This is a genomic window from Weizmannia acidilactici (assembly GCF_008974185.1).
Classification (GTDB): domain Bacteria; phylum Bacillota; class Bacilli; order Bacillales; family Bacillaceae_C; genus Weizmannia; species Weizmannia acidilactici.
This window is the reverse complement of record NZ_BKZP01000043.1, coordinates 1-20,247: the sequence shown is the minus strand read 5'-3', so window position 1 is coordinate 20,247 and position 20,247 is coordinate 1. Positions and strand designations below refer to the sequence as shown.

General features: G+C 46.8%; 16 protein-coding genes. 13 read left to right on the top strand and 3 right to left on the bottom strand.

Translation table 11 applies throughout. The features are described 5' to 3' along the window. Nucleotides 1–110: 110 nt before the first annotated feature. The gene (locus tag BpJC4_RS14345; protein WP_151681756.1) at nt 111–902 is read left to right on the top strand and encodes an inositol monophosphatase family protein; all 792 of its coding nucleotides are present in this window, start codon (nt 111–113) and stop codon (nt 900–902) included. 173 nt (nt 903–1,075) lie between these two features. On the opposite strand, the gene BpJC4_RS14340 is transcribed toward BpJC4_RS14345, so the two are convergent. Next, complete coding sequence (locus BpJC4_RS14340; RefSeq protein WP_151681757.1) at nt 1,076–1,261, bottom strand: YlaF family protein; 186 nt, start codon at nt 1,259–1,261, stop codon at nt 1,076–1,078. 123 nt (nt 1,262–1,384) lie between these two features. Here BpJC4_RS14340 and typA point away from each other — a divergent pair, with 123 nt between their 5' ends. The 3 genes from typA (at nt 1,385) to BpJC4_RS14325 (ending at nt 5,252) form a co-directional block, all read left to right on the top strand. Continuing rightward, complete coding sequence (gene typA / locus BpJC4_RS14335) at nt 1,385–3,229, top strand: translational GTPase TypA (protein ID WP_151681758.1); 1,845 nt, start codon at nt 1,385–1,387, stop codon at nt 3,227–3,229. A gap of 69 nt (nt 3,230–3,298) precedes the next feature. Next, nucleotides 3,299–3,631, top strand: coding sequence for a YlaH-like family protein (locus BpJC4_RS14330; protein WP_151681759.1), 333 nt, complete (start codon nt 3,299–3,301; stop codon nt 3,629–3,631). Between the two features lie 292 nt (nt 3,632–3,923). Beyond that, entirely contained in the window at nt 3,924–5,252 is a 1,329-nt protein-coding gene (locus BpJC4_RS14325) for a PhoH family protein (RefSeq protein WP_151681760.1), read from the top strand. A gap of 58 nt (nt 5,253–5,310) precedes the next feature. Here BpJC4_RS14325 and BpJC4_RS14320 read toward each other — a convergent pair whose 3' ends face one another. Then, the gene (locus BpJC4_RS14320) at nt 5,311–5,802 is read right to left on the bottom strand and encodes a peptidyl-prolyl cis-trans isomerase (protein ID WP_151681761.1); all 492 of its coding nucleotides are present in this window, start codon (nt 5,800–5,802) and stop codon (nt 5,311–5,313) included. A gap of 925 nt (nt 5,803–6,727) precedes the next feature. Here BpJC4_RS14320 and BpJC4_RS14315 point away from each other — a divergent pair. From BpJC4_RS14315 to pyc, 4 genes are all read left to right on the top strand, one after another. Then, on the top strand, nt 6,728–8,092 hold the full coding sequence (locus tag BpJC4_RS14315) for an ISLre2 family transposase (protein WP_151698102.1): 1,365 nt from the start codon (nt 6,728–6,730) through the stop codon (nt 8,090–8,092). A gap of 179 nt (nt 8,093–8,271) precedes the next feature. Next, complete coding sequence (locus BpJC4_RS14310; RefSeq protein WP_151681762.1) at nt 8,272–8,553, top strand: Fpa/YlaN family protein; 282 nt, start codon at nt 8,272–8,274, stop codon at nt 8,551–8,553. Nucleotides 8,554–8,728: 175 nt separating this feature from the next. After that, nucleotides 8,729–9,946, top strand: a complete 1,218-nt coding sequence (locus tag BpJC4_RS14305) for an FtsW/RodA/SpoVE family cell cycle protein (RefSeq protein ID WP_151681763.1) — start codon at nt 8,729–8,731, stop codon at nt 9,944–9,946. An 83-nt stretch (nt 9,947–10,029) separates the two neighbouring features. Then, entirely contained in the window at nt 10,030–13,488 is a 3,459-nt protein-coding gene (pyc, locus tag BpJC4_RS14300) for a pyruvate carboxylase (RefSeq protein WP_151698101.1), read from the top strand. Nucleotides 13,489–13,509: 21 nt separating this feature from the next. Here pyc and BpJC4_RS14295 read toward each other — a convergent pair whose 3' ends face one another. Next, on the bottom strand, nt 13,510–14,457 hold the full coding sequence (locus tag BpJC4_RS14295) for a COX15/CtaA family protein (protein ID WP_151681765.1): 948 nt from the start codon (nt 14,455–14,457) through the stop codon (nt 13,510–13,512). A gap of 554 nt (nt 14,458–15,011) precedes the next feature. Between BpJC4_RS14295 and cyoE the strand changes: the two genes are divergently transcribed. The 5 genes from cyoE (at nt 15,012) to ctaF (ending at nt 19,958) form a co-directional block, all read left to right on the top strand. After that, a complete protein-coding gene (cyoE, locus tag BpJC4_RS14290; protein ID WP_151698100.1) occupies nt 15,012–15,926 on the top strand; it encodes a heme o synthase in 915 nt (304 codons plus the stop codon). A 93-nt stretch (nt 15,927–16,019) separates the two neighbouring features. Beyond that, nucleotides 16,020–17,093, top strand: a complete 1,074-nt coding sequence (gene coxB / locus BpJC4_RS14285) for a cytochrome c oxidase subunit II (RefSeq protein ID WP_151681767.1) — start codon at nt 16,020–16,022, stop codon at nt 17,091–17,093. A gap of 34 nt (nt 17,094–17,127) precedes the next feature. Further along, a complete protein-coding gene (gene ctaD, locus BpJC4_RS14280; protein ID WP_151698099.1) occupies nt 17,128–18,999 on the top strand; it encodes a cytochrome c oxidase subunit I in 1,872 nt (623 codons plus the stop codon). After that, nucleotides 18,999–19,628, top strand: coding sequence for a cytochrome (ubi)quinol oxidase subunit III (locus tag BpJC4_RS14275; RefSeq protein ID WP_151698098.1), 630 nt, complete (start codon nt 18,999–19,001; stop codon nt 19,626–19,628). Before ctaD ends, BpJC4_RS14275 begins: the two co-directional genes overlap by 1 nt. Next, the gene (ctaF, locus tag BpJC4_RS14270) at nt 19,629–19,958 is read left to right on the top strand and encodes a cytochrome c oxidase subunit IVB (RefSeq protein WP_151698097.1); all 330 of its coding nucleotides are present in this window, start codon (nt 19,629–19,631) and stop codon (nt 19,956–19,958) included. Nucleotides 19,959–20,247 lie beyond the last annotated feature (289 nt).

Sequence of the window (20,247 nt, the reverse complement as noted above, 5' to 3'; positions counted from 1 at the left end):
GACCTCCCGCAAAAACTTGACTCACTCAACAGGTTTCAAAACTTGATAATTGCGTCCATTTCCTATACGCTTAAGGGAAATGAGTGTTTAGACGATGGAGGGCCCAAATTATGGACAGATGGGAAGAAATCGATACATATGCCAAACAGTGGATCAAGGAAGCTGGGAGCCGGATTATCGGTTCACTTTCATCCCCGCTTAGAATTGAGACAAAATCGAACCGGAATGACCTTGTCACAAATATTGATAAAGAAACCGAACAATTTTTGATCCAAAAAATCCGTACAACCTTTCCGGGCCACCGGATATTGGGTGAAGAAGGGTTCGGCGAAGATGTGAAAGATGCCGGCGGGATCATTTGGATTTTGGATCCAATTGACGGCACGGTCAATTTTGTCCATCAAAAAGTAAATTTTATGATATCAATCGGCGTATACGAAAATGGAGAAGGCAGATTAGGTTATATTTATGATGTGGTCCGCCAAGAATTGTATTCCGCCTGGAAGGGCAGGGGTGCTTATTTTAACGGGGCCCGGTTGCCGAAGCTGAAGGAAAACCGGCTGGAAGATACGATCCTTGCGCTAAATCCTTTTTGTATCGTGGAAAACAGAATCATAGATCCAAAAAAGCTTGCATCATTGGTGAGGAATGTGCGCGGAACCCGCTGTTACGGTTCTGCAGCCCTAGAACTGGCCTATGTGGCAGCGGGCAGGCTGGATGCTTATGTCACAATGCGGTTGTCGCCATGGGATTTTGCGGCCGGAAAAGTGATTGTGGAAGAAGTGGGTGGTATTGTGACGGACATATACGGGCGCCCGCTCAATATTCTTGAAAACAGCTCTGTATTTGTCAGCAAACCGAAACTGCATGAGACGATTTTAGAGCGATATTTGAAAGAATAGCCCCCGCACTTCTTTCTTATTGTCCGGCTGCGGTGCCTAACGGCTAGCGTACTTCTATGCCTTTTCCTCACAATAAGCCAACACGGTTCGCCTTAAGAGTTCACTGTGTTTCTTTTATCTCAGTCAAAGGCTAGGAAGTACGTTCGCCGTTGAGCGAGTCGCCTCCGATTTTCTTACAATTTCCCCTCTTCCCGCCATCTTTTCTTTGTTTTAAACCCGAATCCCATGATAAGGAGAAGGGCGGCGGTGCAGCCAAGAATGCCGATGACACTTTGGGCGCCGATGGCAATGCCGATGCCGCACATGGAAAGAAATGCGGCGAGCGCAAAGAAGACAAATACCCACTTGATTTCCTGCATAAATTCCCCTCCCTTTTCTCTTATTTTACCGAAAAAGTTTTAGCAAAGCCAGTATTGTGTTATAATAATTCAGTTAAGGATATATACTAACAAAGATTCGTGTTTAGGCAGGAGGAAATTTTTTTGAATAAAAGAGAAGATTTACGCAACATTGCCATTATTGCTCACGTAGACCATGGGAAGACAACACTCGTCGACCAGCTGCTGAAGCAATCCGGTACGTTCCGCGCCAATGAGCATGTCGAAGAACGCGCATTGGATTCCAATGACTTAGAACGTGAAAGAGGAATCACCATCCTTGCCAAAAATACGGCAGTTCACTATAAAGATAAAAAAATCAACATTTTGGACACACCGGGGCATGCCGACTTTGGCGGCGAAGTAGAACGGATTATGAAAATGGTGGACGGTGTACTGCTTGTTGTCGATGCATATGAAGGCTGCATGCCGCAGACGCGTTTTGTTCTGAAAAAAGCGCTCGAACAAAACCTCACGCCAATCGTTGTTGTCAATAAAATCGACCGTGAGTTTGCACGTCCTGAAGAAGTGGTCGATGAAGTGCTCGAATTGTTCATTGAACTCGATGCAAATGATGAACAATTGGAATTCCCGGTTGTGTACACTTCGGCGGTCAACGGGACGGCTAGCCTTGACCCGGATCCGGCCAAACAGAAAGAAAACATGAAAGTCCTGTTTGATACGATTATCGACCACATTCCGGCACCGGTTGACAACCGCGAAGAGCCGCTGCAATTCCAGGTTGCGCTGCTTGATTATAATGACTATGTCGGCCGTATCGGGATCGGGCGCATTTTCCGCGGAAAAATGCATGTCGGACAGCAGGTGGCTTTAATGAAACTGGACGGCAGCGTAAAACAGTTCCGCGTGACGAAAATGTTCGGATTCTTTGGGTTGAAGCGTGAAGAAATCCAGGAAGCATACGCAGGGGACTTGATAGCAGTGTCGGGCATGGAAGATATCAATGTCGGTGAAACGGTTTGCCCGATTGACCACCAGGAAGCATTGACGCCTTTGCGCATTGATGAGCCAACTTTGCAGATGACATTTCTTGTGAACAACAGTCCGTTTGCCGGCCGTGAAGGGAAATTTGTCACCGCACGTAAAATTGAGGAAAGATTGCGCTCCCAGCTGCAAACCGATGTCAGCCTGCGCGTTGAGAATACAGACTCTCCGGATGCGTGGATCGTTTCCGGGCGCGGCGAACTGCATTTGTCCATTTTGATAGAAAATATGCGCCGTGAAGGGTATGAACTGCAGGTTTCAAAACCGAAAGTGATTATTAAAGAAATTGACGGCGTCAAATGCGAGCCGGTGGAACGCGTCCAAATCGATACGCCAGAAGAATATACAGGTGCAATCATTGAATCACTCGGTTCGCGCAAAGGCGAAATGCTCGATATGATCAATAACGGAAACGGACAAGTCCGCTTAATTTTCAATGTTCCGGCCCGCGGCTTGATCGGCTATACGACGGAATTCATGACGCTTACCCGTGGATACGGCATTTTGAACCATACATTTGATTCGTACCAGCCGATGCAGCCCGGCCGTGTCGGAGGGCGCAGAAACGGCGTGCTCGTCTCGATGGAAACGGGCAAAGCGACCACGTACGGCATGATGCAGGTGGAAGACCGGGGAACTTTGTTTGTTGAGCCGGGTACGGAAATTTATGAAGGCATGATTGTCGGGGAAAACTCCCGCGAAAACGATATTGCCGTAAATATTACGAAGGCGAAACATGCAACAAATGTACGCTCGGCAACAAAAGACCAGACAGCTGTCATTAAAAAACCGAGGATTATGTCGCTTGAACAAGCACTCGAGTATTTGAATGATGACGAATACTGCGAGGTGACGCCGGAATCGATCCGGCTGCGCAAGAAAATCCTGAATAAGAGCGAACGCGAAAAGGCGCAGAAACGGCAAAAAGCAGCAGAGAATGTATAAGCAAAGAATAGAGGACCGCCCGAACGGCCCTCTTTCTTTTCAAAAACAAAGGGGAAAAGGGGAGAATTAATGACAAACGAAGCGGTTCATCACCATCTTTCATTTTTTGCGTCGTTGTACAAAGTGGATGAAAATCCTGATTTGGGCATGTGGTTGTTGTATGCAACAATTACGGTTCTTTGCATGATTGTATACCGGCTCGGCTTTGCGCGGAAGCTGCCGGTGTTGAAAAGTGCTGTCATTTATGTGCTGATGATGTTGGGCTGCACACTGCTGACTTTTTTTTCTATTTTTTTGCCGGTCGCGGAAGCCCTGTTTATCGCGGCGATTGTGCTCGGCATTTACAAAATCCGGCTCCGCCAAAGCAAAAAAACCGACAAAGAAGAACGTTTTCCGACGTGAACAGTCTGATTGCACTTCCGGGTTTCGGGAGTGTTTTTTATTTCTGGCTATGTTCGTGATCAATGTTGATGATCGTTGAATCCGCATCTTGTCCGCTTATCGCGCAGATTCCGGAGAAAAAGCACATTTCTACTTTCCACCCCCAGCCCTAAGCTTTGGCAAATGCTTCTAAGTTTCCCATCCTGCACATATACTTTAGCAGTGCCTGAACTTTGTCCAAACACCCAGATGAACAGGTAACACCATCCTCACATAAAATAAAAATAATCCGAGTGAAGCAGGGGGCATCGATTTGAAGAAAATATACGTCTTGGATACCAATGTATTGCTCCAGGATCCGTACGCCATTTTTTCTTTTGAGGATAATGAAATCGTCATACCCGCTGTTGTACTTGAAGAAGTCGATTCCAAAAAAAGAAATATGGATGAAATCGGAAGAAATGCGCGCCAGGTATCTAAATTAATAGACAGTTTCCGGCAGGCGGGAAAACTGCATGAGAAAATTCCGCTCGAAAATGGCGGTGTGCTCCGCATTGAATTGAACCACCGCTCATTTCAGCAGCTGCAGGATATTTTCGTGGAAAAAACGAATGACAACCGGATTCTGGCGGTCGCCAAAAACTTATCAATGGAAGAAGAAACGAAAGAAAACGGGCGCCCGGTCATTTTGGTCAGCAAGGATGCGCTTGTCCGCGTGAAAGCAGATGCGCTCGGTCTGCAGGCGGAAGACTTTTTAAATGACCGTGTGGTAAGTCTTGACCATATTTATACAGGGCTTTTGGAAATGTACATCAGCCCGGATTTGCTGCAGCGTTTTTACGAGCACCATGAACTGGCATTAAGCGAAATTGCCAACCATCCGTTTTACCCGAACCAGTTCCTCATCATGAAAGATGCGCACGGCAGTTCTGCTTCTGCAATTGGAATGGTTGACCAAACCGGAAATACGGTCAGAAAACTGGTTTACGGCCAGGAAACGGTGTGGGGAATTAAGCCGCGCAACGCCCAGCAGACGATGGCGATGGAACTGCTTCTGCGCCAGGACATTCCGCTCGTCACGCTGACTGGGAAAGCAGGCACTGGCAAAACATTGCTTGCGCTGGCAGCCGGGCTGATGCAGACGGAAGATTTGCAGCACTATAAAAAACTGCTCGTTGCGCGCCCGATTGTACCGTTCGGCAAAGATATCGGCTATCTTCCGGGCGAAAAGCAAGAAAAACTGCGTCCGTGGATGCAGCCGATTTACGACAACCTCGAGTTTTTATTTAATACAAAAAAAGCGGGGGAAATCGACGGGATCCTGGCGGGGATGAGTTCGATCGAGGTGGAGGCGCTCACTTATATACGCGGCCGCAACATACCGGGCCAATATATCATTATCGACGAAGCGCAAAATTTATCGAAACATGAAGTTAAAACGATTTTAACAAGGGTCGGTGAGAACAGCAAAATCGTATTAATGGGCGACCCCGAACAAATCGACCATCCTTATTTGGATGCATATAACAACGGTTTGACATATGTTGTTGAAAAATTTAAAGACGTGCCGCTTGCCGGCCATATTAAACTCATAAAAGGGGAGCGATCGAAACTGGCGCAAATCGCAGCGGACCTGCTTTAGGCTGATCCTATCGCCAGAATAAAAAAAGCCGGAAGCAGCCTGCAGGCTGCTTCCGGCATTATTCAACCCGTATACCTGTTACATATTTAATCGGATTTTCCCTGTTTGAACCATCATCAAATAAAATATGGAGCGGGCCGTCTTCTTTCAGTGCTTTTCCTTTATGGGAAAAAGCCGCGATTAAGTGTTCCGCCTGCGCAAGCGGGAAAGCGGCAGGGCCGTTCTTTGTTTCAAATACAATTTTTTTCGCATCTTCAAGCGGTTCCGCATTTTTTAAAAAGAGATCGATAAAAATGCCGAAGCTCCCGGTTTTCAAATGCTGCCTTTTAAACTTCGGCTTTTCCTTTACCGCAGCCTGCGGGCTGACACCTTCCGCCATTTCTTTATCAAAATGCTTCCCCGCTCTTTTTAGATATTCTTCCTCCGGGTCGCTTTCCTTTTTGTCTTCGTCAAAATATGTATCAAGATCCACTTTCCGGTCGTCAAAAATCCAAGTTCCGATATCAAGTGTGATCGGGAACTTCACTTTTCCCGTAATTTGCATGATCATACGCCTAACCCCTTTCTGTCCGTCTATAAAGCATTATACCTTGTTAAAGTGGCGGTGTCACTTGTAAGCGATTCAAACCGATAAAAAGCCCCCTGCTTATTACCGGGCGCAGACAGCGGGAAACGCCAGGCCCATTACTCGCGAATGCCGATATTTTATAGCAGCCGGTGCCTTGCTAAAAAACTGTCAGCCTCTCGTATGTGTAAAATATTTCTCGAGGGCAAAATAGTGGAAAAAATGGGAAGACACTCTATCATTTAATGTACGCTTCCAGGCGAGTACATCTAGAAAGAGGTCTTCCCATGGAAAACATTATATCAAAATTGGTGAGCTATTTTATCAGAACTCATCCGGAGTCACGAGCTGCATCTGAACGCTGCCACGTTCAGCGTGGTGTTCACCGGAGGAACAGCCTACGGGTTAGAAGGTCGGGCAAAAACCTGGGGACGCAGACTTTTTAAGTAGTCAAAGCTACAGAGTGTTCTCAGCGTTAACCCAAATGATCCTAAGACCATTATCTAGGAACATCACGAAACGCCCAAGTCCCAAATTGATGTTTTCGGGGCTCGCCCCGAAAACATCAAAGATTCACTTGTCAAAGAACAATTATTCAACTGGAAATTGACTCATTTAGTAGGATCGAAACTTATTATACGAGAGTGGCTGGACATCACTGATTTTTAAACGATGTCGAGAAAAACTTGACACATACCCAGCCTCTCGTAGGAGTAAAATTATTGTGGGAGCAAGAATAGGAATAAAAGTTAATATATGTAAATTAACCTTGGCGGATGTGTTGGCATCCAACATCATCTGCCAAGGCCACCAAATAGCGCGATAGGGGAATGCAGAAAAAACAAGAAATGAGGGCCTCTTTTTTGTACAATGAGTTTGTCCAAAAAAACCGTACAAAGGAGGCCCTCACATGGGACATTATAACCCGAAATACCCGACTTTAGAAGAGCTTGAACGCCATGTCTTTCAGGTGTTACAGGAGATGTTTGGCAAGGTTTTGACGATGGTTTTGGAACAGATGGATGCCGAAATCGCCGAAGCGCGGGATAAACGTCGCTTTCGCTTGAAAGATCGGCGCGACGTTCACATCGATACGATGTTCGGTCCGTTGACCATCAAACGCAACTATTATCAAGACCGGGAAAATGGTCGTTATATCGCTTTATTGGATCAGTATCTGGCTTTTGACGGCCGCAAGGGATTCAGCCCGCTTCTTGAACAATGGGCAATGGCCTTGGCCGTGGCCGGTCCGTCTTACCGCCACACCGTGAAGCAATTGGAGACATTCTTAGGGTATGCCCCCATGAGCCACGAAGCGTTGCGTCAGCATCTCCTCGCATCCGAGGTGTGTGAGCCGAAGTCCAAACAACCCGCGCCTGAGGTGCTTTTTGTCGAGGTGGACGGGTTATTTGTGAAACAGCAAAAAGAAAAGGGCGGCAAGAAGAAAAAGGCGAAAGAACTTAAGATCGCTTTAGTCCATACGGGTTGGGAACAAGACGGCTCCAAACGGCGGAAATTGAAGAATAAACGGCACTATTTCCACACGGACTCCGAGCCGTTTTGGGAAGGCTTTGAAAGCTTCTTGGAGCAGCACTACGACTATGACGCGACGAAAACGAAGTTGGTCATTAACGGGGATGGAGCCGGTTGGATTTCGGCTTGCCAAGATGACTTCAAGGGCCGGGCGTTTTATCATTTGGATCGGTTCCATGTCGCCCGCGATTTGCATCTAATCATGAAAGATCATCCGCGCTATTCCACGATGAGACGGGCGCTGAACGAGAATGATCCGGAGCGGTTGATCGTGGAGTTGAACAGTGCCGTGGGAACGATGGCTACACCGGAAGGCGAAACAAAGCTGGAGGCGTTCATCGCGTATATCACGAATCATAAAGAAGCGTTACGGGATTATAAAGCGTGGCTCGAAGCGCAAGGGATAGACACGCACAGGCTGTGCACGATGGGGGCTTCGGAAGGCTTGATGAGCCAATTTGCGGCTCGCCTCAAACAGGGGCGCAGTTGGAGTGCAGCCGGTGTAGAGGCGATGACCCAATGGATAATTGCCGACAAGGATCGGTTGGAGGTCAAAACGTGGTTTGGGCAATGGGTGCCGAACCGTGAAACAAACGGTTCGGGTCGTAAGGCTCTAGAGACCAAAACCCGTAAAAGGCTGACCAAGCAAATCGTAAATGATGTACGTGACAACATCCCCTATATGAAACAATCTTCAGGCACGATGATTCACCGCGCTTTGAAAGGGCTGATCGGTTTTTAAACATTTGAAGAGAGCTTACGCAAGAAGTCCAAGAAAATAGGAGAACGCTTTCAAATTGCATTGTACAAGAAAAGTGCCCACAAAAGCTTGACTGCATCCAGCCTCTCTATTTACTTGCAAAATAGCAGTTTTCACGGTAAAATTTTTAAATAGATTGATACGTGAACGGGGGGATCAATTTGGCGTCTGAAACAAAGGTGAACCACCGGGAAAAAGCCTATAGCCTGCTGAAGGCGGACGCGGATAAAATTTTAAAGCTGATTCAGGTTCAAATGGATAACTTAACGATGCCCCAATGCCCTTTATACGAGGAAGTATTGGATACACAAATGTTTGGTTTATCCCGTGAAATAGATTTTGCCGTCCGGCTCGGCTTAGTGGATGCCGCCGACGGAAAGCAGATTCTTGACTCGCTTGAACAGGAACTGTTGATTTTGCACGATGCATATATAAAAAAATAAACGGAAAGACTCAAACGATTTTTTATTGTTTGAGTTTTTTTATACCTGAAACCGTAAATACGATGGCGGGAGAAATAAAAAAAATGTTATAATTTAAAAATAGCGGCAGGAGTTTTCGAAAACCGGGCGAATATTTTTTTATAATGCCAGCTTAATTATGGATTGGAAGGTTTCTATGCTGAAAAAAATCTTGAAATCATTCGATTACTCGATCATCGTGGTTTATTTGCTTCTTTGTCTTTTCGGATTGGTCATGATTTACAGTTCCAGCATGGTGATTGCGGTACAGCGCTACGGGCAGGACAGCGCCTATTTTTACAATAAGCAGAAAATAAATCTATTCCTTGCGCTGATCGGGTTTGCCATCACGGCTTTTCTCCCGTATAAAATGTACCAAAGCAAAAAATTCCTTGCTTTTCTAATGTTCGGATCGGTGCTCGGATTACTAGCGCTGTTTGTTTTCGGCCATACGTCCAATAACGCGCAAAGCTGGTTCCAGATCGGTTCCAGTTCACTGCAGCCGTCAGAATTTGTAAAAATGGCCGTCATCATTTATTTGTCTGCCGTTTATGCGAAAAAACAGGCATACATAGACACATTTAATAAAGGCGTGATTCCGCCGCTTATTTTCTTAATGGTTGTCTGCCTTCTAATTGCACTACAGCCTGATATCGGGACGGCAACGATCATTTTTGCAATTGGCTGCACCATTATTATTACGTCCGGCATGCGGCTGAAAACAATGTTGAAGCTGGCCGGCCTTTGTCTTGCGATTGCCGTTTTGTTTTCGCCGTTTATTTTAATTGAAAAAGATAAAATCTTTACGCCGGTAAGGCTCGCCCGCTTTACCGGGTATTTGAACCCGTTTAAAAATGAGAGCGGGGAAGGTCTCCAGCTTGTGAATTCTTATATTGCCATCGGTTCAGGCGGGCTCAGGGGCCAGGGGCTGGGCCAAAGCATCCAAAAACTCGGCTACTTGCCTGAACCCCATACAGACTTTATCATGGCGATTATTGCGGAAGAATTGGGGGCAGCCGGGGTTTTGTTTGTGATCGGCGGGCTCTGCTATCTTGTGCTGCGCGGTATTTATATCGGCATCCATTCGAGAGACCAATTTGGGAGTCTGCTCGCGATCGGCATCTCAAGCATGATTGCCATCCAGACATTTATCAATCTGGGCGGTGTCTGCGGGCTGATCCCGATTACGGGTGTCCCGCTCCCGTTCATTAGCTACGGTGGGTCATCGCTTTTGCTTTTGTCAATGGCGCTCGGGATACTGGTCAATGTTGCCATGTTCACGAAGTACGAGGAGAATTACAAAAGAAAGCAGAACATGTCGCAAGAAGCCGGCCAGACAATCCGGAAGCCGTATAAAGTCTATTCAAGGCCGTGAATAAAGTATTTATAAAAAAGGAAGTTTAGCTTCCTTTTTTTATAAATCCTTTCAAAGAAAGACGATTAAAGGGGAAACGAAAAATGAAGCAAATTAAAAAAGTTTTGGTTGCAAACCGTGGAGAAATTGCTATCCGGGTTTTCCGCGCCTGTGCGGAATTGGGGATCCGGACGGTTGCCATTTATTCAAAGGAAGACAGCGGTTCATACCACCGCTACAAAGCTGATGAGGCGTATTTGGTAGGGGAAGGGAAAAAGCCAATCGATGCGTACCTTGCCATTGAAGATGTTATTGATATTGCGAAAATGTCCGAAGTGGATGCGATCCATCCGGGGTACGGATTTTTATCGGAAAATGTGGAGTTCGCAAAACGTTGCGAAGAAGAAGGCATCATTTTTATCGGACCGGATCCGAAGCATCTTGACATGTTCGGGGATAAAATCAAAGCGAAGCAGCAGGCGGCTGCAGCGGGCATTCCGGTCATCCCCGGAAGCGGCGGGCCTGTCGGAAGCCTGGAAGAGGTGCTTGAATTCGGTGAAAAATACGGTTATCCGCTGATGATTAAAGCTGCACTCGGCGGCGGCGGGCGCGGCATGCGCATGATCCACCATAAAGGGGAAGCGGAAGACTTTTACTACCGCGCCAAATCGGAAGCGAAAGCTGCATTTGGTAGCGATGAAGTGTACGTTGAAAAGCTGATTCTCCATCCGAAACATATCGAAGTGCAGATTTTGGGTGACAGGCACGGCAACATTATTCATCTGTTTGAGCGCGACTGCTCTGTCCAGCGCCGCCATCAAAAAGTGGTTGAAGTGGCCCCTTGCGTCTCCCTTTCGCAGGAAATGCGCGAAAAAATCTGCTATGCTGCTGTCAGGCTGATGAAAAAAGTCGGGTATGTCAATGCGGGAACTGTTGAATTTCTCGTTTCCGGCGATGAATTTTACTTTATTGAAATCAATCCGCGCGTGCAGGTGGAACATACGATTACCGAAATGATTACGGGGATCGATATCGTCCGTTCTCAGATTTTAATCGCGGATGGGTACGCGCTCCACGACGAAACCATCGGCATCCCGAAACAGGAAGACCTCTCGATGAACGGCTATGCGATCCAATCCCGGATTACAACGGAAGATCCGCTTAACGGCTTTCTGCCGGATACGGGGAGAATTATGGCATACCGCTCAAGCGGCGGGTTCGGTGTACGGCTCGATGCCGGCAATGCGTTCCAGGGGGCGGTCATTACGCCGTATTACGATTCGTTGCTCGTGAAGTTATCAACATGGGGGTTCACCTTTGACCAGGCTGCGGCAAAAATGGTCAGAAATTTACAGGAATTTCGAATCAGGGGTATAAAGACAAATATCGCATTTTTGGAAAATGTCGTAAAGCATCCGCATTTTATCAGCGGCCGCTATGACACGTCTTTCATCGATTCCACCCCGGAACTGTTTGAATTCAAGGCTACAAAAGATCGCGGGACAAAAATGCTGACGTATATCGGAAATATTACCATAAACGGGTTTCCGGGTATCGACAAACAGGAGAAACCGCATTTTATCGAACCGAGGATGCCGAAGCTTGCCCCGCACGAACCTTATAAGGAAGGGACAAAACAAATTTTGGACAAGCTCGGCCCTGAAGGACTGGCCAAATGGGTCAGGGAGCAAAGACGGGTGCTTTTGACTGATACAACTTTCCGCGATGCCCACCAGTCGCTATTGGCAACCCGGATGCGCACCTATGACATGCTGAAGGTTGCGGAACCCACCGCAAAACTTTTGCCAGACCTGTTTTCGCTTGAAATGTGGGGCGGTGCGACATTTGACGTAGCCTACCGCTTCCTTAAGGAAGACCCTTGGGACAGGCTCAAAAAGCTCAGGGAAAAAATCCCGAACCTTTTGTTCCAAATGCTTTTGCGCGCCTCGAATGCAGTCGGGTATAAAAATTATCCGGACGGGGTGATCCGCGAATTTGTCGCAGAGTCGGCGGCATCAGGCATTGATGTATTCCGGATTTTTGACAGTTTGAACTGGGTAAAGGGGATGGAAGTAGCCATCTCTGCCGTGCGGGATGCCGGCAAAGTTGCGGAAGCCGCGATTTGCTATACAGGAGATATTACAGACCCGGTTCGCCAAAAATACGATTTGAATTACTATAAAAATCTTGCAAAAGAGCTGGAAAGGGAGGGCGCCCATATTTTAGGCATTAAAGATATGGCTGGCCTTTTAAAACCGCAGGCTGCTTACCGCTTGATTTCCGAATTAAAAGATTGCGTTGGTATCCCGATCCACCTTCATACGCATGATACGAGCGGCAACGGTGTGCTTACGTATGTGAAAGCGATCGAAGCCGGCGTGGATATCGTCGATGTCGCTGTAAGCTCGATGGCGGGGCTGACCTCGCAGCCGAGTATGACGACGCTCCATTATGCGGTTGAAGGAACGGAAAGGGAGTCGGAAATCGATATCCATTCCGCTGAACGTTTGAGCGAGTATTGGGAAGACGTGCGCAAATATTACCGGCATTTTGAAAGCGAAATGCATGCACCGCATACCGAAGTTTATGTCCATGAAATGCCGGGCGGGCAATACAGCAACCTCCAGCAGCAGGCAAAAGCGGTCGGGCTTGGGGACCGCTGGGATGAAGTAAAAGAAATGTACCGGACCGTCAACCTGATGTTCGGCGACATCGTCAAAGTTACCCCTTCTTCTAAAGTGGTCGGCGATATGGCTTTATTCATGGTGCAAAATGGGCTGACGGAAAAAGACGTCCTCGAGCGCGGCATGAAAATCGATTTCCCAGATTCTGTCGTGGAATTTTTCGCAGGCTATTTGGGCCAGCCGTACGGAGGATTTCCGAAAGACTTGCAGAAAGTGATCTTAAAAGGGCGGGAACCGATTACGGTGCGTCCGGGCGAACTGTTGGAAGAAGTGGATTTTAACGCCCTTGCGGAAGAAATCAAAAAAGAACTGGGCATTGTGCCGGATAGAAAAGATGTGATTGCGTACGCCCTGTACCCGAAAGTTTTTTCCGAATATGTGAAAACGCACCAGCAGTTTGGTGAAGTTTCGGTGATCGATACGCCGACATTCTTTTACGGCATGCGCATCGGCGAGAGGATCGAAGTCGAAATCGAAAAAGGAAAAACGCTCATTGTCCAGCTCGTTTCGATCGGGCATGCGCGCCCTGACGGAACACGGGTTGTATATTTTGAACTGAACGGCCAGCCGCGTGAAGTGGTCATTAAAGATGCAAGCGTCCAGTCTTCTGTTAAGGAAAGAAGTAAAGCGGATGCCAAAAATGAACAGCACATTGGCGCGACAATGCCGGGCACTGTTGTTAAAGTCCTTGTTGAAAGCGGGCAGGAAGTGAAACAAGGGGATCCGGTCATGATTACGGAGGCGATGAAAATGGAAACAACCGTCCAGGCGCCTTTTACCGGAAAAATTAGAGCTGTGCATGTTCAAAGCGGTGACGCCATTCAGCCGGGGGATTTACTGCTGGAAATCGAAAAAATAAATGAAAAGGCGCCGGTTTAAGCCAGGCGCCTTTTCCAAACATTATTGCACTTGGATTTTTGCCTGCGGAAGATTGTTTCTTCCATGGACAAATTGTTTTGCCCTCCCGACAACGAGATTCAAATAACATAACAGGCCGAATAAACACGAAATGAAAAACGCGTGTAGCAGTGTGACTTCCAAATTCAGCCTTGTAAAAATGAGCATTGCACCTGAAGCAGCCTGCAGGCAGACAAGAATGAAAGCAATGATCCATCCCCAGTAAATCACGCGCTGGTTTTTATAATTTTTCACGGCCTTATAGGCGATATAAGCAATCCATACAAAGAACAGGAAAGCTGCAGTCCTGTGCCCCATTTGCACCCATTCATAAATATTCGCGGGCAGCGCCGGGGAATCGTTCACGCAAAGCGGAAAATCGCGGCAGACAAGGCTTGCGTTCATATGTCTGACAAGCGCCCCGCTGTAGACGACAATATAGCTGTAAACCGTAACGCCGATTGTATGCCATTTCATGCTTTTTTCAAGAATGAGTTTTCCTGCATCGAATTTTTGGTCCCATTCAAAGATGAGCAGCGTCAGCATGAGGACGGACGCAAAGGATATCAAAGAAATTCCGAAATGAAGGGCCATCACAACACTGGAAGAGCCCCAAACGACAGCGGCTGCGCCAAGATAAGCCTGCAGGAGCAGAAAGACAATGGAAACGATGGCCAAAAATTTTGTTTCTTTTTTATGCCCGATCGCAAACCACGACCAGAAGGCAAGCACAAAGACGAGGAAAGAGGCGATCCCGGTGCAAAACCTGTGAAGCCATTCGATCAACGATTGCAATGTCAGCGGATCCGGGAATATCTTCCCGTTGCAAAGCGGCCACTGGCGACCGCAGCCAAGGCTGGAGCCGGTATTGGTGACAAGGGCCCCTCCAATTAAGACGATCATCATGGAAATGGTTGTCAATACACCAAGCCATTTCAAAGTTGTACGCAATTTTTTCACCTTCTTCAGTATTCATTTGCAAATTGGCCCATGCGTAATGCATAGGTTTGGCTGCTTGTTGGGGAAAGTTTAAGGGCAAACATTTAAATTACAGTCCATATCATTTTAACCGTTGAAATAGTGTAAAGGAGCCTTGACGATTCGATAAGATCATACGGCTTCTTTGCTATTATTTTAGCGTAAAAAAGAATGAAGTGAAATATATATTCCTAATGACACAAATTTGCCATAAAAATGTAGAAAAAATATCACATCTTTTTTTCAAATTATGGTTAAATACTAAAGTAGGTTAGTATATTTCAATATTCCGCATATTCGCACCGTGGAAAACTTATAAATATAGAAACTGCCTATTCGTCCGGTGTCAAATCTCCACTATTTTGAAGGAACGGTTTTGATCAATAGCCAAACAAAGAAAGATGCATTATAGTTATATTGTACAGTTTTTCTTATAGGCAACGTAAAAACATTCGCAAGCATGACTTTGCATGCATACATGAAGAAAACCCGCATTGGACCATGATACTTTGAAGGGAGGGGCTATCGTGGCAGATAGTCGAACAATCAATACGGCAACCAGGGCGAAAGCGGCAGATGCCACTGCTTTAAAAGATTTCTTGTCCCTGATCAAAATCGGAATTGTGAATTCAAATTTAATTACGGCGTTTACAGGGATGTGGCTCGCGCTCGAGCTGACAAACCGGCATTTTTTGCAGTCGCTGGACACTATTTTTCTCGCAATGGCCGGAACAGCGCTGATCGTAGCAGGTTCTTGCAGCCTGAACAATTGGTATGACCGCGATATTGATACCATTATGAAAAGTAAAAATTTCCGCCCGACAGTAACGGGCAGGATTTCAAACCGTAAAGTTTTGACGGTCGGTTTGGGGTTTGTGGCGGCTGGGACGCTGCTACTGTTTATGACGACTGCCGTCGCAGGGCTGATCGGCCTGTTCGGTGTGTTCAGCTATGTCGTTCTGTACACGATGTGGTCAAAACGGACGATGGTCAGCAATACCGTAATCGGCAGTTTTGCCGGCGCAGTTCCGCCGCTGATCGGATGGGCGGCCGTTGACCCCCATCTCGGTGTTATTCCGTGGATGCTGTTTTTGCTGATGTTTATATGGCAGCCCCCTCATTTTTATGCGATTGCCATGAAAAAATGCGAAGAGTACCGTGCAGCAGGAATTCCGATGCTGCCTGTCGTAAAAGGATTTAGAACAACAAAATGGCACATGCTGGCATGGGTGGTATTGCTTCTTCCGGTACCGTTTTTCCTGAAACCGCTGGGGACTGCTTTCATCATACTTGCTACATTGTTTAATTTGGGGTGGCTGGCATTAAGCCTGTCCGGTTTTAAAATGAAAGACGATTTAAAATGGGCGAAATGGATGTTTGTCTATTCGTTGAATTATTTGACAATTTTATTTGTTGCAATGGTCATCGCTACACTGTTTTAAGGGTTGGGAGTTCTTTCTTGTTAAAGAAATCCAAATAGATCTTGCTTCCTTGTTCTGGCAGAAAGACAAAGGAAAGAGGGGATTGGTAAAGCGATGAAATGGCGGCTGCAAAAGGGGAGTTTGCTTTTTATTGTCACTTTGGTTATAGCCGGACTCTCGGGCTGCGGGAAACCTTATTTGTCGGCGCTGGATCCCGCCGGCGAAGTGGCCCGGGAGCAATATGATCTTATGATGTGGAGCGTTTGGATCATGTTGTTTGTCATGGTTGTCGTGTTCACCATTTTTGTGACCGTTCTCATACGGTTCAGGCGAAAAAAAGGGGATGATTCGATTCCAAAACAAGTGGCAGGCAACCATAAGCTCGAAATTTTGTGGACCATCATTCCGATTGTGCTCCTGATTTTAATTGCCATTCCAACCATCACCAATGTATTCAAACTTGGGGATACAAAAGCAATGGAAAAGAAAAAGGACGGCAAACACAGCCCGCTTGTCGTAAAAGTGCGAGCGAGCCTTTACTGGTGGGAGTTTGAATATCCGGATTACGGCGTGATTACAAGCCAGGAATTAGTCGTCCCAACAGACCAAAAAATCTACTTCCAAGTAAAAGCCTCAGATGTCAAACACTCATTTTGGATACCCTCAGTCGGCGGAAAACTGGATGCCAACACCGACAACGTCAACAAGTTCTGGCTTGAAATCGACCATAAAAAGGCTGAGGAAGCCGGAAATGTCTTCTACGGAAAATGCGCAGAATTATGCGGCCCTTCACATTCTTTAATGGACTTCAGAGTGAAAGCGGTGTCACAAAGCGAATTCCAAAACTGGATCAATAAAATGAAAAATGCAAAAGAAACAAAAACAACAACAGCACTTGCGCAGGAAGGCCTGGATGTCTTCAAAAAAAGTTGCATCAGCTGCCACGCCGTTACGCCAAATGATACCCGTCCGGAGCAGGCACGGACTGCGCCAAATTTGGCAACGTTCGGCGAGAGGGAAAAAGTGGCCGGCATTTTGGACCATAACGAACAGAACATAAAAAATTGGATCAAAGACCCGTCAAAATATAAGCCGGGAACAAAAATGCCCGCTTTCGGAAATAAGCTTTCCGACCAGGAAGTGGATGCGCTGGCGGCTTATTTGATGACCTTGAAAGCGGGGAAATAAAGGGGATATTTTGTAACAAAGGGGAGGTTTAAACGTGGGTGTAAAAACAAAAAAGACAGGATTTGGTGCAACTGTCTATGAGTACCTCACAACGGTCGACCATAAAAAAATCGGTATTTTGTACTTAATTTCAGGGGGATTCTTTTTTCTGATCGGCGGGATCGAGGCGCTTATGATCCGGATCCAGCTGGCGGTACCGAATAATCATTTTGTGAGTGCGGATGTGTATAATCAAGTCATGACAATGCACGGCACGACAATGATTTTTCTGGCGGCCATGCCGCTTTTGTTTGCCTTTATGAATGCGATTGTCCCGCTGCAGATCGGGGCCCGAGATGTCGCGTTCCCGTTTTTAAACGCGCTCGGCTTTTGGCTGTTTTTCTTTGGCGGAATCTTTTTAAATTTATCCTGGTTATTGGGGGGTGCCCCTGATGCGGGTTGGACGTCATACGCTTCCTTATCCCTTGACTCTCCGGGCCACGGAATCGATTTTTATTCGCTCGGGCTGCAAATTTCGGGCTTCGGCACGCTCATTTCCGGGCTGAATTTCCTTGTTACGATCATGAATATGCGGGCGCCGGGCATGACTTATATGCGCATGCCGATGTTTACCTGGACGACATTTGTTTCCTCGGCCCTCATTTTGTTTGCTTTTCCGCCATTGACGGTCGGGTTGTTTCTGCTTACTTTCGACCGCATGTTCGGCGCAAAGTTTTTTGACGTGGCATACGGGGGCAATACAATTATTTGGGAACATCTTTTCTGGATTTTCGGCCATCCGGAAGTATACATTTTAATTTTGCCGGCGTTTGGCATTTTCTCCGAAGTTTTTGCACATTTCTCCATAAAAAGGCTGTTCGGATACTCATCAATGGTATTTGCTGTTATTTTAATCGGATTTTTAGGCTTTATGGTGTGGGCCCACCATATGTTTACAACAGGGCTTGGCAATGTGGCAAATGCCATTTTTGCCGTTTCCACGATGACCATTGCCGTACCGACGGGCATCAAAATTTTCAACTGGCTCTTAACGATGTGGGGCGGCAGCATTCAATTCACGACACCAATGCTTTATGCCGCTTCATTTATTCCGTCTTTTGTATTGGGCGGGGTGACGGGGGTCATGCTGGCGGTGGCACCTGCTGATTACCAGTACCATGATAGCTATTTCGTCGTTGCCCATTTCCATTATGTGATTGTCGGCGGCGTGGTGTTTGGGATATTTGCGGCACTGCACTATTATTGGCCGAAAATATTCGGAACGATGTTAAATGAAACGATGGGAAAAATCACGTTTTGGCTCTTTTTTATCGGATTCCATCTGACTTTTATGATCCAGCATTGGCTAGGATTACTCGGCATGCCGCGCAGGCAGTGGACTTATCTACCAAACCAGGGGTGGGATGCGGACAATTTGGTCAGCTCATCCGGCGCCGTGTTGATGGCGGCGGGAGCTTTAGTCCTTTTGGCAAACATTGTTGTAACGGCCGTCCAAAACCGGAAAGTCGCCAATGACCCGTGGGATTTCGGAAGGACGCTCGAGTGGTCCATTTCATCCCCGCCGCCGGAATATAATTTTGCGCAAACGCCGTTTGTCCGCGGGATTGACACTTGGTGGCTGGAAAAAATGGAAGGGAAAAAGCAGGTGACGCCGGCTGAACCGGTTTCCGACATCCATATGCCGAATCCGTCCATTATCCCGATATTTATCGCATTCGGTTTATTTGTGGCAGCGTTTGGCGCGATGTACCACCGGGATCACCATATGGCCGGGATTTTGCTACTTGCGGCCGGATTTGGCATCTCGCTCATCGCCATGCTGATCCGCTCTGTAAAGGATGATTATGGCTACCATATCAAAAAAGAAACACTGATGGAACAAGAAGAAAAGGGGGCAGGGGCGTAATGCATATGGAAGAAAGTTTTACGGCAAAAACTTGGCCTGAATCCCCGGAAAGGGCGACGCTTGAGGGGAAAAATAAATTTCTTGGTTTTTGGCTGTTTCTGGGCGGTGAAACCGTCCTTTTCGCATCCTTGTTTTCCACTTATATTGCGTTGAAAGACAAGGTGCCGGACAGTTCCCAGGCACTTGCAAAAGATTTATTCGAATTGCCGTTGACTTTTTTGGCGACCATTTTCCTGCTGACGAGTTCGATTACGAGCGTGTATGCGATTTACCATATGAAAAATTTTGCTTTTAAAAAAATGCAGGCTTGGTTTCTGGTTACAGTTTTGCTTGGCGCTTGTTTTCTTGCTTTGGAAGTTTATGAATTCCACCATTATGTGACGAAATTTCACCATACGTTTACGAGCAGTGCATTCGGTTCGGCGTTTTATACGCTCGTTGGCTTTCATGGCGGCCACGTTGCGTTTGGGCTGCTTTGGATCACCACGTTGATGCTGCGGAACGCCAAGCGCGGGCTGAACTTGTATAATGCGCCAAAATTTTATGTGGCGAGCCTGTACTGGCATTTTATCGATGTCGTATGGGTGTTTATTTTCACAGTCGTATATTTGATGGGGATGGTGGGATAGATGGATCACGGTGCCAAAACTGCCGGCCGTAATGTTAATTATGAATACAGACGCCGCAAAAGTGCGGAAGAAATGAAGTATCAGGTGATCAGTTTTATATTAATGCTGTTTTTGACCATTGTTGCTTTTTGGGCGGTATATGCAGATTTGTCCAAATGGTTTACCATTCCGGTACTACTGCTTTTGGCTGCCGTGCAGGTGGCGTTCCAACTCTTTTATTTCATGCACATGAGCCATAAACACCATGAAGGCCCGAAGTTTTTCATATTTGGCGGCATTCTCGTCGCATTCCTGACTGTATTGGCATTTATGACCATCATTTGGTGGTAACTAGAAAAGCGGAGGGCGTTGGCCCATCGGCGTATGAACTTCAAGGCTCCCGACTGAGATAAAGGAAACATGGCAAGAAAGCGGGCTGATGTTGACTTATCGTAGGAGAGGGAGCCGGAAGTTCACTAGCCTATAGCACCCGGAACTGGACAATAAGAAAAGCGGAGGCGCTTTACTTATCGGCCCTGGATTAAATGCGCGGGCCACCTGTTGGGAAAAAGTAGTAGTTCGCCCGCTGAGGGAATCGCATTTCACGATAATGGCATTTTTTCCGCAAATAAAAACGAGA